General features: G+C 61.5%; 10 protein-coding genes, 2 tRNA genes and 1 pseudogene. 2 read left to right on the forward strand and 11 right to left on the reverse strand.

Annotated elements, in window-relative coordinates; translation table 11 throughout:
• Nucleotides 1-3 precede the first annotated feature (3 nt).
• The 11 genes from RO009_06095 to RO009_06145 all read right to left on the reverse strand — a co-directional run bounded on the left by RO009_06095 (nt 4) and on the right by RO009_06145 (nt 11,077).
• On the reverse strand, nt 4-1,437 hold the full coding sequence (locus RO009_06095) for a hydrogenase 4 subunit F (protein MDT3684597.1): 1,434 nt from the start codon (nt 1,435-1,437) through the stop codon (nt 4-6).
• Nucleotides 1,437-2,108, reverse strand: a complete 672-nt coding sequence (locus tag RO009_06100; protein ID MDT3684598.1) for a hydrogenase-4 component E — start codon at nt 2,106-2,108, stop codon at nt 1,437-1,439. The genes RO009_06095 and RO009_06100 overlap by 1 nt, the downstream gene beginning before the upstream one ends.
• Nucleotides 2,108-3,064, reverse strand: a complete 957-nt coding sequence (locus RO009_06105; protein MDT3684599.1) for an NADH-quinone oxidoreductase subunit H — start codon at nt 3,062-3,064, stop codon at nt 2,108-2,110. The genes RO009_06100 and RO009_06105 overlap by 1 nt, the downstream gene beginning before the upstream one ends.
• Entirely contained in the window at nt 3,055-5,064 is a 2,010-nt protein-coding gene (hyfB, locus tag RO009_06110) for a hydrogenase 4 subunit B (protein MDT3684600.1), read from the reverse strand. The genes RO009_06105 and hyfB overlap by 10 nt, the downstream gene beginning before the upstream one ends.
• 385 nt (nt 5,065-5,449) lie before the next feature.
• Nucleotides 5,450-5,526: transfer RNA gene (locus RO009_06115), tRNA-Arg, on the reverse strand.
• A gap of 19 nt (nt 5,527-5,545) precedes the next feature.
• Nucleotides 5,546-5,622: transfer RNA gene (locus tag RO009_06120), tRNA-Arg, on the reverse strand.
• Between the two features lie 58 nt (nt 5,623-5,680).
• The gene (locus RO009_06125; protein ID MDT3684601.1) at nt 5,681-6,199 is read right to left on the reverse strand and encodes an isoprenylcysteine carboxylmethyltransferase family protein; all 519 of its coding nucleotides are present in this window, start codon (nt 6,197-6,199) and stop codon (nt 5,681-5,683) included.
• Complete coding sequence (locus RO009_06130; protein ID MDT3684602.1) at nt 6,192-7,247, reverse strand: type III polyketide synthase; 1,056 nt, start codon at nt 7,245-7,247, stop codon at nt 6,192-6,194. The genes RO009_06125 and RO009_06130 overlap by 8 nt, the downstream gene beginning before the upstream one ends.
• Nucleotides 7,248-7,317: 70 nt before the next feature.
• Nucleotides 7,318-8,781 carry a HAMP domain-containing sensor histidine kinase gene (locus RO009_06135; GenBank protein MDT3684603.1) on the reverse strand — a complete coding sequence of 488 codons (1,464 nt, stop codon included), beginning with the start codon at nt 8,779-8,781 and terminating at the stop codon, nt 7,318-7,320.
• Nucleotides 8,782-8,803: 22 nt separating this feature from the next.
• Complete coding sequence (locus RO009_06140; GenBank protein MDT3684604.1) at nt 8,804-10,225, reverse strand: FAD-dependent oxidoreductase; 1,422 nt, start codon at nt 10,223-10,225, stop codon at nt 8,804-8,806.
• 24 nt (nt 10,226-10,249) lie between these two features.
• Complete coding sequence (locus RO009_06145; protein MDT3684605.1) at nt 10,250-11,077, reverse strand: TVP38/TMEM64 family protein; 828 nt, start codon at nt 11,075-11,077, stop codon at nt 10,250-10,252.
• A gap of 284 nt (nt 11,078-11,361) precedes the next feature.
• Between RO009_06145 and rpmH the strand changes: the two genes are divergently transcribed.
• Together rpmH and rnpA are read left to right on the forward strand one after the other, a co-directional pair.
• Entirely contained in the window at nt 11,362-11,496 is a 135-nt protein-coding gene (rpmH, locus tag RO009_06150; protein MDT3684606.1) for a 50S ribosomal protein L34, read from the forward strand.
• Between the two features lie 30 nt (nt 11,497-11,526).
• Nucleotides 11,527-11,787: pseudogene (gene rnpA / locus RO009_06155) on the forward strand (ribonuclease P protein component).
• Nucleotide 11,788 lies beyond the last annotated feature (1 nt).

Raw genomic sequence — 11,788 nt, forward strand, 5'->3', positions numbered from 1 at the left:
TCCTCACCCAAGTTGCGCTGCGACAGCGCGGAACCAGCGGACGACCGGTTCCGGCAGCCAGAGGCCAGCGACCAGGACCAAGGCCAGGTGGATAAAGAGCGGCAGATAGGACGCCTTCACGCCTCCGGTCGGACCACTCGGCTCGCCGAACAGGACGTCCTGCATCCGCAATACAAGCGCGCCGAAGGCGACCAAGAGTCCGAACACCAGTGCAAGCGCCAGCAGCGGCTGGCGCGCGAAGGTCGTGGAAACCAGCATGAATTCGCTCAAGAACATGCCGAATGGCGGCATCCCCGCGATGGCGATGACCCCCACTGCCAACCCCACGGCCAGTACCGGATGCGTCACCGAAAGGCCGCGGATGAGAGCGATGCGCTGAGTGCCCTTCACCTGCGCGATATGTCCGACCGCGAAAAAGATCGCCGACTTGATCAGGGAATGCATGGTCATGTGCAGCAGGCCGGCGAAATTCGCCAGTGGCCCGCCCATGCCGAAGGCAAAAGTCATGATGCCCATATGCTCGATCGACGAGTAGGCGAAGAGTCGTTTGATGTCGCGGCGGCGATAGAGCATGAAGGCGGCAAAGATCAGGCTGATCAAGCCAAGGCAGATCATGATCAGGCCGACATCGAGCGTCTCGCTATTCGCCGCGAGCACCATCTTGAATCGCAAAAGCGCGTAAAGCGCCACGTTGAGCAGCAAACCCGAGAGCACGGCAGAAATCGGCGTTGGCCCTTCGGCATGGGCATCCGGCAGCCAGGCGTGAAACGGCGCGATCCCCACCTTGGTGCCATAACCGACGAGCAGGAACACGAAGGCGAGCGACAACAGCTTGGCATCAAAGCCGGCGCCATTCTTGAGAAGCGTATCCCAGGCCATGGCCGGGAGCCCCTCGCCAACCACGGGCTGCGCCACGAGATAGATCAAGATGGTGCCAAAAAAAGCCAGCGCGATGCCCACTGATCCGAGAATGAAATACTTCCAGGCCGCCTCGACCGCTTCCGGCGTGCGATAGATGCCGACCATCATCACAGTGGACAGCGTCGCCACCTCTACCCCGACCCACAATAGTCCCACATTGTTGACGACAAGCGCCAGATTCATCGCAGCCATCATCGCCTGATAGAGCGCGTGGTAAAATCGCAAGAAAACCGGTGTGAGCTTTCCGATCTCCAACTCGTGGCTGATATAGGTCGCACTGAAGATGCTGGTGGTGAAACCAATGAACGTGGTCAGGATCACCAGATAAATGTTGAAGTCGTCGATGATGAAGATATCCGTGCGCACACGGTCGACGAACAGGAGGGCGACGCCGGCGGCAAATGTCGCCCCCGAGGCGACGACGTTGATGGCGGCGCCGATCCGGTAATTACCGATGAAGACCAGCAGCACCATCGCTACCGCCGGAAGCCACAGGATGATCTCGACGGGATGCATCACGAGATATGCCTTCTCTCATGACGCAAACGATCAAGCGCGCTCAGATCGACCGTGTCGAAGCGCTCGCGGATACGGAACACAAACACGCCGAACACGGAAAATGCGATCAGGATCGAGAACGCAACTGAAATCTCCACCACCAGCGGCATGCCTTTGGCGCCGGTGGCGGCAAGGATGAGGCCGTTTTCCAGCGACATGAATCCGACAATCTGCGTCACCGCGTTCCGCCGCGTGATCATCATCAACAGCCCGAGCAGGATAACGGCGAGCGCAAAGGCCAGGTCCTCGCGCGCCAGCGGACTCACTCCGACCTGCACCGGCATCACCAGCAAAATCGACAACGCGATCAGCCCCAGCCCGGTCAACATGGTCGGACCTGCTCCGATCACCTGTTCGATTTCCCGATGGATACCGAGGCGGTGAACGATGCGGTTGAGGGCAGTGGGAATAATGAATCCCTTGGCGATCAGTGCAATCGCCGCGGTCACGACCAGATGCGTCGCTTCCTGCACATAAGACTGCCAGGCCACCGCGAGCGACAGCACGATCGCCTGCGCGGCAAAGACGTTGAGGGTTGCCAGGATCCGGTCCTGATAGAGCAGCAGCAGGCTGAGCACCAGCATGCCGCCAGCGAGAAAATGCGCCACGTCGAATTGCAGCGAGGACATCAGAACCCCTGTGAAACGAACAAGAGGAACACGGCGAGCGCCGCGGTGGCAAAAGCGCTGCCCAGAAAAACGGGGTAGCGGAACACGCGCATCTTGGCGACCGAGGTCTCTCCGATCGGCAACAGGACGGCGAGGATCGCAATCTTGGCGACGTAACTCGCAACCCCGAATGCCATTGCGGCGAAAGTCTTGTCGGTCGTCGCCATGCCGAACGGAATGAACAGGCAGACCAGGAGCGAGAAATAGAGCGTGAGCTTGAGTGCGGCGGCGGCCTCGATCATGGCCAGATGGCGGCCGGAATATTCGAGCACCATGGCTTCGTGCACCATAGTCAACTCGAGATGCGTCGCAGGATTGTCGATGGGAATGCGCGCATTCTCGGCAATCGCGATAAAAACGAAGGCGAACGCCGCAAGGCCGAGCGACACGCGCAGGCCGACCGATCCGTGAATCATATGGTCGGCGATGGCGGAGAGTTGCGTCGTGCCGGCGATCAGCGCCACGGCAAATACCACGAGCAGCATGGCTGGCTCGGCAAGCGAGGCGATCAGCATTTCGCGCGAGGAGCCGATACCACCGAAGGCGGTGCCGACATCCATGCCGGCGAGTGCGAGCGCGAATCGGCCGGTGGCCAGGAGCGCGACAAGAGCGATGATATCGGCCGACCAGGAAAAGATGAGGCCGGTCGAGTAAGTCGGGATTAACGCGACCGCCACCCATGTCGTGGCAAAGAGCAGATAAGGCGTCACCCGATATATCCACGAAGCGTTGTGCGCGAGCACCGCTTCCTTGTGCATCAGTTTCCAGAGATCGCGGTAAGGCTGCAGGACCGGCGGCCCGACACGCCGCAACAAGCGCGCCTTCACCTTGCGGGTAATGCCGAGTATCAAGGGCGCGATCACCAGCACCAGAAACATTTGCAGGCCTTGCGCCGCGATCTCGACCATCATCGCCATGCCGCCACCAGGATCAAAAGCACGATCAGAGCCGCAAAGACCAGTGTCAGATAGCGACGTATGGTCAGGAATTGCAGGCGATTGAGTTTCTTCGAGACTGTGAGCACGGCCCTCCCGGCGGGCCCATAGGCAAACCGCCAAGCCGGATCGAATATCTTCACATAGAAAAGCCCCGCGCGCATGGCGCCCGGACGCGGCATGTCGACCCGTTCGCGCACGTCGAACACCATCGTGCCGAAAACCCTGCGGATCGGCATCGAGAAGCTCGAGCCGGAATATTGCGTGGCCAGCGACGGATCGGGATAGCCGCAATCCCAGATCGCGCTGCGCCGGGTGGCGCGTGTCGCAAAGCGATGGATCACCATCGCGGTCAACATACCCGAAGAAATCAGGAACACGAGAATGATGATGCCGTTATAGGAGCTTCGGCTTGCTTCGATCGGAATGATCGACAGCCAGTTGATTGTGATCTGCTGTGGCATGCGACCGCCGACCAGACCGCCTACAACGGGCGCAAGGAGATCGATCAGCACACCGGGCAAAATTCCAGCCAGGAGACACATTGCCGCCAGAATGAACATCGCGGCGAGCGAAAACCGATCGGTTTCATGCGCATTCTGCGCGGCCGGCGTCCGCGCTCGCCCGAGAAAGGTGACGCCGAACGCCTTGACGAAACACGCGGCGGCCAGCGCAGCGGCCAGCGCCAGTAATGCCCCGACCGTCGGCACCATAAATTTCAGTCCGAGTTGCGGAAGCTGCGGACTGACCAGAATGGCCTGGAAGGTCAGCCATTCCGAGACGAACCCGTTCAAGGGCGGCAAGGCCGAGATCGCCGCACAGCCTGTGAGAAACGCGAAAGCCGTACGCGGCATGCGGTGAACAAGGCCGCCAAGGCGCTCCATGTCGCGTTCGCCGGTCGCATGCAGTACCGCGCCGGCGCCAAAGAAAAGCAGGCTCTTGAACAATGAGTGGTTGAAGACATGCAGCAACGCCGCAGACATTGCCAATGCGGCCGGCACCGGCATATCATTGGCACGAAAGGCGATGGTCAGTCCGAGGCCGATGAAAATGATGCCGACATTCTCGACCGTGCTGTAGGCCAGCAGGCGCTTGATGTCCTGTTGCATCAAGGCATAGAGCACGCCGAGCACGGCGGTGGTGGCGCCGATCGCGAGGATGATCAGGCTGGTCCACCAGACCGGTTCATCGATCAGATCGAAAGCGATGCGGATGAACCCGTAAATCGCCACTTTGGTCATCACCCCGCTCATCAGCGCGGAGACGTGACTGGGCGCCGCCGGATGCGCGAGCGGCAGCCAGACATGCAGCGGCACCAACCCGGCCTTCGAGCCAGCTCCGATCAGCGCAAGCAACAAGGCAGAGATCGCGACCGCCGACTGCGGAGGATGACTCCGCATGGTGTCAAATGCATACCCGCCATCCGGCCCCGCCAGCAAACCAAAGGTCAGCAACAGGCACAGCGTGCCGGCGCTCGCCATGACGATGTAGATAAATCCTGCGCGGGCATTGCCGGATTCCCGGTGATGCGCCAGCACCAGCGCCCAGGACGCCAGCGACATGAATTCCCAGCCGACCAGAAAGGTGAACGCGTCGTCGGCGAGAAGAACAAGGTTCATTCCTCCCAGATAGGCGGGGAAATAAGGGAGGATACGCAGCGGCGACCGCTCGTGCCGGCCATAGCCGAGCCCATAAAGACTTGCGACCGCACCGCCCAGATTGACAACCAGCAAGAAGAAGGCGGCAAGCGCATCTACCCGGAAATGCGCGCCGAGTAGCGGCAGACCCAAGGGCAAGGCCAGCGTCGCCACTGATCCATCGCTCACAAGTGCGACAAACGCTGTAACAATCCCGACGGCGGCAATGACAAGGCTTGCGCCGTAGACAATGAGGGTGCCCGCAGGCCGACGGCCGATCGCAACGGCCAGCGCCGCGACCACCAGAAACCCGGCCACATTCAAGAGTCCTATGATGGCCGGCATTCCCCCGCCTCACACCCCAATCGCGGCCCGAGCCAAGGCTCGACATAGGAAGAATGAGCGGATCACGCCGCAATTTCAATGGGCAGCCGCGCAGGCGGCTGAACCGGCACATACTCCTGATTTTCTCGACTTCAGGTCAGATGAATCAGCGTCATGGACTTGTGACAGAAAAATGGACCTATCTCCGCACTTCTATATTGAGAACAATCCTTTCTGCATTTGGCTGCAAAGTGAGCGCAATCTGACCCATTCTTCGGAGCCTCACATTTGAGGAAGCGCAGGCTGCACAAGCACGCGATCGATTTGTGATCAGGAACATCGACACGCTGACCCATGTCTCCGGAATGAAACGTAACCTATGTGTCCGGAACGGACCGAGTGGATATGGCGCGCCGGAAGGGATTCGAACCCCTGACCCCCAGATTCGAAGTCTGGTGCTCTATCCAGCTGAGCTACCGGCGCGAAGACCCGGAAAGAAAAATGGCGCGCCCGAAGAGATTCGAACTCCTGACCCCCAGATTCGTAGTCTGGTGCTCTATCCAGCTGAGCTACGGGCGCGTGTCGCGGGGGCCCTGACGCCCGCGCGCAACGGGGCGATAGCTATCGCCCAAGCCACCTATTGGCAAGGGATTTTCCCCCGTATCGGCCCTGCCGCCGTCAGGGCGGCATTTTCCACATGCATGCGCCAGAGCAAAATCAGGCCGTTGGCCACGGTGAATAGCGCGGCAAAGGCCGGCAGGCCGAGCGCGAGCGGCACCACCGCGATTTCGGCGGCCACCACCGCATAGTTCGGGTGTTTCATGAAACGATAAGGTCCGCGGCCCACCAGGGGCGTGCCCGGCAGGACGATAATGCGTGTAGTCCAGCGCGCTCCAAGCGAGGCCAGACACCAGATTCGGGCCGCCTGCAGGACGATGAAGACGATCAGCCATGCACGATCGACATCCTGCAGGCGGCCAAAAATCCAGAGCCCGACGATCCACGCCAAGTGCAATGCGACGATCAGCGGGTAATGGGCGCGCCCGCATTCAATGCCGCCGGCAGCCAGCAGCCGGATGGTGTTGCGGCGATCGATCAGCAATTCGCCGATGCGTTGACACGCAATGAACAGAACGAGCCAGCCGCCCTCACCCATGGCAAATCTCAAGCGACAGAAAGCTGGCTGTGAAACCGGGCCCCAACGCGGCCAGGATGGCATCGCCTGAAAATCCTGCGCCAAGAGTCTGGTCCAGCACGAACAGAACCGTCGGCGCCGACATGTTCCCGAACCGCCGCAGCACGTTGCGCTCGATGGAAAAGACCGCGGCATCGACGCCAAGCGCCTTCTCGATCGCGCGCAGGACTTTCATGCCGCCGGGATGGCAGATGAAGCGTGGCCTCTCTCGCGTCTCCAGCTTCTGTAAAAAGCACTTGACCGGACCAGCAAGTCGTTGCTCGACGAATTTCGGCAACGAGCGCGACAATACAACCCCGAAACCGATCGGATCGACCGACCACCCCATCACGTCGAGCGTTTTCGGCCAGGTGTGCTCGTTGCCCTCGCCGATCAGTGCCAAGGCGGAGGATTGCTTGCCGGCCTGCAACACGGCCGCTGCGGCGCCGTCGCCAAATAGCGCTGAGGAAATCACATCCGCTTTTGTCGTCCTGTCGCGCCGAAAGGCCAGCGTGCACAACTCGACGGCGATGACGAGCACGACCGCACCGGGCTCGCTTCGCGACAGGCGCGCACCTATGGAAAGGCCTGACACGCCGCCCGCGCATCCCAGGCCGAAAACCGGAATGCGCGAAATGTCGGAGCGGAATCCGAGCTCATTCGCAACCCGCGCATCAAGACTGGGCGTTGCGATGCCGGTCGAGGATATGGTGACGACGATATCGACGTCGCACGCAGAGAGCCGCGCCTGTGCGAGCGCCGCGCGCGCCGTCTTGACGAATAATGCGCCGGCGCCATCGAGATAGACGCCCGTGCGCTCGGGCCAGTCGTGATCGCGGTCAAACCAATCGAGCGGCGCCACCGAATAGCGCTCCTCGATGCCCGAATTTGAGAACACATCGATCAGTTGCGGAAATCGGGAGATGGTCGGCGCAAAAATGGCTCTCGCCATTCTCGTCGCCTCGGACTGGGCAATCCTGTGAGGCGGCACGGCGCATGCCAGTCCAAGCAGCGACACCGGAATGTCCATGATCGGCCTTCCGCATGCCCCCCGGCATGCGGGGTAAACCCCCTCTGATCAGGACTATTCCGAGGAACCCTCAGGCCCGCGCCCGTTCGGGCCGGTGCGCTTCCAGATCGACCGCCTGGTCGGGAATGGTGAACTGGAATGTGGCTCCGATCGTGCCTTCGATCAGCCGTATCTCGCCACCATGGGCGTGTACCAGTTCCGCGGCGATGGCAAGACCCAGGCCGGAGCCACCGGTTCGGGTGGAGCTCTGGAAAGCCTCGAACAAGTGTTCGCGCGCGCGCGACGGCAAGCCGGGTCCGGTATCGGACACCTCAATCACCACGACCGATCCCTCGCGCCGGCCGGTCATGCGTATCTGATCGCGGAAAGGATCGTTGGGGGCGCGGCTCTCCAATGCCTGCGCCGCGTTGCGCGTGAGATTCAGCAGCACGCGCAAAAGCTGATCGTGGTCGGCCTCGACCTTGACGCCACGCTCGATGGCGGTGATCCAGGCGATCCCGCTCTCATCCGTCAGGCCGAGCGTTTCCCGCACTTCCTCGACCAGGGTTTCGAGCTCGATCATCTTGCGGTCCGGCGGCGGCTCCTGCACGCGTCCATAGGACAATGTGGACTGGCAGAACGCGATCGCGCGCTCCAGGGCGCGCACCAGCTTGGGCGCAAAGCGCTGCACGCGCGGATCAGGCAGGCTCGACAACTGGTCGGACACAAGCTGCGCGGAGGCAAGAAGATTGCGCAGATCGTGATTGATCTTGGAGACCGCCAACCCCAACGAAGCAAGCCGGTTCTTTTGATGCAGCATGGAGGCAAGGTCCCGCTGCATCACCGCCAGTTCCCGCTCCGTGGTGCCGATTTCATCTTCGCGCTTGGACGGAACCATCACACGCGAGAAGTCTTCCGGGTCGGCGCCGAACCAGATCATGTTGGCTGTGATCCGGCGCATCGGACGCACGAACAGGACATGCAATGCGAGATAGACCAAAGCCGCTGTAATTGCGGATATGATGAGCGACAGAACCAGGATGTTCCAGGAGAAGCGCAGCATCGCGCGCTGCAACGGCGCGTTGTCGATCACGATCTCGACGAATTCACCACCGCGCGGCGCCGGGCCTTTTACGCGCAAGATATAGTGTTGCGGATCGGTCATGGCGTGAAAGGCGTTCACAATAGCGGAGATCCACGTCACGTCGCGCATGTCGAATTCGCGATGCACTTGCGCCGGCATGTCCGATACGGCGAGCAACCGGCGCTGCTGCTCTACCTTCATGGCAACGGCGCGCGCACCGACGCTGTTCAGGATCTGTCGCGCCAGGCTTTCCGGAACCATACCGCTTGGCGCGGCATCCAGCACCAAGGCCCCCGTATGTGCAGCCGCGAGCCTGTCATTGAGCCATGTCAGACGAAAATTGGCGACCGACGGCACATAGATGAGCACTTCCGCCATCATGACGAAAAGAATCGTCAGGATGAGGAGCTTTCCTGAAAGCCCGAAACGCGGCTCGCGCGGAGGGCGAATGAATTTGCGTCGACGTGCCATCGTTGTCCTGGACGCGCGTGAATCAACCGAACCGGCGCAACATGTCGATGATGCGGCGCAGTAGAGGGCTCGTCAAACCAGGCGTAAAAAAGTCAATGGCGGCGCGCTTTCCCGCCTCAGCCCGCGTCGGATAAGGTAATACCACACCAGTCATTGCGCGGATATCGAGGCCGCGATTGATCGCCAACGACCATATTGAAATGAGATCTCCAGCCTGCGCGCCGACGACGGTGGCGCCAAGTATTTTGCCGCGCTTTGTGGTCACTACTTTGACATGCCCTCGCGCATCGCGCTCGGTCTGGGCGCGATCATTGTCATGAAATGGCCAGCGCAGAATGCGGATTGTGCCATGACGCTGTCGCGCATCCGCCTCGGTCAGTCCGACATGCGCGAGTTCCGGATCGGTGAAGGTCACCCGCGGCACAATATCGTTGTTGACGGCAATCGGCAGGCGAAACAGTGCATTCCGCACGACAAGGCCGGCGTGATAGTTGGCGACATGGGTGAATTGCGGGCCGCCCGCCGCATCGCCGATCGCATAAACCCGCATGTTGGTCGTGCGCAGTCTTTTGCTCACGAGGAGACCTGACGGATCGGTCCTGATACCGGCCTTGTCGAGACCAAGGCCGCTGAAGCTCGGTGTCCGGCCGGTCGCGATCAGAAGATGGCTGGCTTCGATGATGTCCTCGTCCGCTTCGAGCGTGATCTTCACTCCTCTGCCGTCGATGCGGCCTGTATGCGCGATCTTCACGCCTGTTCGCAGGATGATCCCTTCGCGCCGCAACTGGTTGAGAACCGCCTGAGCGCATTCTGAATCTTCGGCCGCCAACGGCCTGGCTGCTTCCAGAACCGTCACCGCCGCGCCCAGCCTGCGAAAAGCTTGCGCGAGCTCAAGCCCAACAGGTCCCGCGCCGATGACGACGAGATGCATCGGACATTCCTTCAGGTCGAAGATCGTCTCGTTCGTCAGATACGGCGTCTTGTCGAGACCGGGAATGGAAGGAATACGGGGAACGGAACCAGTCGCGATGACGAAGCGGCGCGCTTTCACCAGCCGTTCTCCGGCAACGATGGTTTCTGCATCGACAAAGCGCGCCTCCTCCTGCAGCACCTTGACCCCGAGACCGGTGAACCGCGCAGCCGAGTCATTGGGCGCAATCGCCGAGATCACGTCCTGAACGTGACGGTGTACCTTGTCAAAGGCGACGTCCACCTGACTCGCATTGACGCCAAAGATCTTGCCATTTCTTGCTTCATGCGCGCGTCTTGCGGCCGCGATGAGCGCCTTGGATGGCACACATCCAACGTTCAGACAGTCGCCGCCCATTCTGCCTTTTTCGATCAACACCACGGGTACGCCGAAGGCGGCTGCCGCCGCGGCAACGGAAAGTCCGCCGGAGCCTCCGCCAATCACGCAAATATCGGGAGTCAGGATGTCCGTCATCCGCGTCTCATCGCAACGGCTGGATCATGACCGCTGCTTGCGAGCCTGCATCCGCTTCACCGCGACCGGAACCAGCGCGACAAGCCCGAGGGCAACAAGCGCGGCAACAAGTTGCGGCGTCAGGGTGGCGACGAGATCGATGTCAGTCCTGCAATCGGTCCGGCCCGCCGCTTCACAGAGTCGAAAGACCTCCGTCTGCGCCTGAACCGCATCGTCGAAACCGGCGCCGACAAAAGCGAAGGCGAATGTCGCAGGAATGATCCCGAGCAAGGTGGCCGCGAAGAAAGGCCTGAGCTTCACGCCGACAAGAGCGGGGGCCAGATTGACCAGAAAAAACGGAAAGACCGGAACCAGCCGCAGAAACAGGAGATAACTGAAGGCATCTTCACGGAACCCGGCAGCCAGACTGGTCAGGCGCGGTCCGGCGCGGCGCATCAGGAATTCTCCGAATGCGCTACGCGCGATCAGGAACAGGCAGGTGGCGCCGATGGTAGCGCCAAGGATCGCGACAACCCCTCCGATCAGGCCGCCGAACAGCACGCCGCCGGTGGTGCTGAGGATGGCACCGCAGGGAAGCGACAGAGTGACCGCCGCAACGTAAAGTGCCAGATAAGCCAGGAGCGCCAGAAACAGATGGCGATCGACCAAGGCGGACAAGGCCGTGTGGTGGCGGACAAGGGTTTCCAGCGACAGGGCGTGATGCCACCCCATCGCGTAGACAGCCGCCGCGAGGGTGAAGATGACTGCCAGCGGGACAAAACGGCGCAGGCCATAGGCGGATGGGCCCGCCGTCCCGGATGGAACGACAGCTTTCCGACCCCGCGCGCTTCTGCTGGTCGCCGCCTCTGGCAATGAACCATTCCTGTGCGAAAGTCGCAGCGATCTATACACGACCGGGCAAGCGGGCTCATGTCACTGTTTTTTGAGGCCAAAAGTGATCCCGCCCTGTGCCAAGGCGGCGTTCCGCCCCATTAACCAGGGCTAAAGGCGGCCTTTGCATTGACGGAAGCGGGCCGCCTCCCTTATAAGCCGCGGGAATTTGACGTCGGCGGCCCTGCGACGCGCAGGCGAGGCCAGCCCGGCGGCGGCATCCAACAACATCCGGCATTGCGCCGCGATCAGCGGAGATCAGACCCGTGAAACGGACCTATCAACCGAGCAAGCTCGTGCGCAAGCGCCGTCACGGTTTCCGCGCCCGCATGGCCACCAAAGGCGGCCGTAGGGTCGTGGCAGCTCGCCGCGCGCGCGGCCGCAAGCGCCTCAGCGCCTGATAGGGCGGGCTGCATGTCGGCCCTGCTGCGATGGAGCGTTTGAGGCAACGGGCGGATTTTCTGGCCGCTGCGACCGGCATCAAGGTTCCGGCGCCGGCCTTTGTTCTGCAAGCCCGCAAACGTCAGGATCAGGGCCCCATCCGCATCGGCTTCACGATATCCAAGAAAGTCGGCAATGCCGTCGAGCGCAATCGCGTCCGGCGGCGCCTGCGCGAAGCTGTCAGACTGAGTGGTGGCGGTCGCTTTCAGCCAGGGCATGATTATGTTCTGGTCGGCCGGCGGTCAGCCTTGG

This window comes from Pseudorhodoplanes sp. (assembly GCA_032027085.1).
Classification (GTDB): Bacteria; Pseudomonadota; Alphaproteobacteria; order Rhizobiales; family Xanthobacteraceae; genus Pseudorhodoplanes.

Excerpts from the sequence above, each read along its gene's own strand:
- RO009_06095 (MDT3684597.1), bottom strand. The coding sequence starts at position 1,437 with ATGCATCCCGTCGAGATCATCCTGTGGCTTCCGGCGGTAGCGATGGTG.
- RO009_06105 (MDT3684599.1), bottom strand. The coding sequence starts at position 3,064 with ATGGCGATGATGGTCGAGATCGCGGCGCAAGGCCTGCAAATGTTTCTG.
- RO009_06140 (MDT3684604.1), bottom strand. The coding sequence starts at position 10,225 with ATGACGGACATCCTGACTCCCGATATTTGCGTGATTGGCGGAGGCTCC.
- RO009_06130 (MDT3684602.1), bottom strand. The coding sequence starts at position 7,247 with ATGGACATTCCGGTGTCGCTGCTTGGACTGGCATGCGCCGTGCCGCCT.
- RO009_06125 (MDT3684601.1), bottom strand. The coding sequence starts at position 6,199 with ATGGGTGAGGGCGGCTGGCTCGTTCTGTTCATTGCGTGTCAACGCATC.
- hyfB (MDT3684600.1), bottom strand. The coding sequence starts at position 5,064 with ATGCCGGCCATCATAGGACTCTTGAATGTGGCCGGGTTTCTGGTGGTC.
- RO009_06100 (MDT3684598.1), bottom strand. The coding sequence starts at position 2,108 with ATGTCCTCGCTGCAATTCGACGTGGCGCATTTTCTCGCTGGCGGCATG.
- RO009_06135 (MDT3684603.1), bottom strand. The coding sequence starts at position 8,781 with ATGGCACGTCGACGCAAATTCATTCGCCCTCCGCGCGAGCCGCGTTTC.